Raw genomic sequence first — 1,308 nt, 5'->3', positions numbered from 1 at the left:
TAAGGATGAGAGTTGAATAAAAATCCAATAGTTCAAAGAAACATATTCGGCGCAAGAAATCACCTCATCCTTTTTTATCTTTTAGAGTCAGAACAGAATGTAAGGAATTAAAAACAACTTTTAATATCCAGAATATCCAATTAGGAGAAAAGACGAAGGAAGATTCCTCACTTAAACAGAATAAAATATGAGAGTATTAAAACAAGTGGCAGGTATAGATGTAGCTCAACAAGAATTAGTAGTTACTTTAGGTTTTCTATATGAAGATCAGACTATAAAATTTATAGCTTATAAGGTATTTACAAATACAGATACAGGAATCCAATTATTGATTAATTGGGTTGAAAAACAAATTGTTGAAGGGCTGGAAATTCACTATATTATGGAAGCCACAGGGATTTATCATCAAAAATTTGCTTATTATCTGGCTGACAATAACAAAAATGTCTATATCGTTTTGCCTAATAAAATAAGCAGTTATATAAGAACTCTTGATATTAAAACGATAACTGATAAGAGTTGTTCTCAGGCTATTACTCAGTTCGGTCTTGAAAGAAAATTAAGTGTCTGGAAAAAGCCTGATCAGACTTATAATGAGCTGCAACAGCTGACCAGAGAGCGAGATCAAATTGTTCAGGAGCGGAGTGTAATAAAAAATCAACTCCATGCGGAAACTGTTCAAGCTCGTCCTCATTTAAAAAGTATAGAAAGAATGCAAGCTCGCCTGAATTTACTCAACGCTCAAGAAAAAGAAATAAAGAAAGATATCGATACTATTATCAATACTAATGCTGTAGTAAAACAATCGATAGAACGACTTACAACGATACCTGGAGTTGGTGTTTTAACTGCCGCTACTGTTTTGGGAGAGACCAATGGTTTTGAACTGATTAGAAATAAGTCTCAATTATCAAGTTATGCGGGTTTAGACGTTAGGGAAAAGCAATCTGGAACATCAGTAAAAGGTAAATCACGAATATCCAAAAAAGGAAATAGAAGCTTAAGAAAATGTTTGTTTTTACCTGCTCTAACAATTGTGAAGTGGGATGATAATTTTAAAGAAATTTACATAAGGCTGACCTCAAAACATGGAATAAAAATGAAGGCTCTAGTAGCGATCCAAAGAAAAATATTAGAATTGATCTATATTCTTTTTAAAAATGAAACGGTCTATGACAGTAAGTATAAATCAAAAAATAGCGTGAAAACTGAGATAGTATAGCACGCTACAGAGTCTAGCTCTGGGCCGACTTAAGAAACAAATTTACAAAAAAATAAATTTTATTTGCAGGTTAACACAGAATCTTG

1 protein-coding gene is annotated in these 1,308 nt (G+C 32.5%); it reads left to right on the top strand.

Features of this window, described 5'->3' with window-relative positions; genetic code table 11:
* Window positions 1-187 precede the first annotated feature (187 nt).
* Window positions 188-1,222 (top strand): IS110 family RNA-guided transposase, encoded by a 1,035-nt coding sequence (locus AC5YGI_RS22005; RefSeq protein ID WP_330742961.1) that lies wholly within the window; start codon window positions 188-190, stop codon window positions 1,220-1,222.
* Window positions 1,223-1,308 lie beyond the last annotated feature (86 nt).

Source organism: Chryseobacterium sp. CS3K3.1 (genome assembly GCF_059515165.1).
Note: the sequence above shows the minus strand (reverse complement) of the source record. Positions and strands in the feature narration are given on the sequence as shown.

What these genes read in the sequence shown, in the direction of transcription:
- AC5YGI_RS22005 (WP_330742961.1), top strand. Translation starts at nt 188, where the DNA reads ATGAGAGTATTAAAACAAGTGGCAGGTATAGATGTAGCTCAACAAGAA.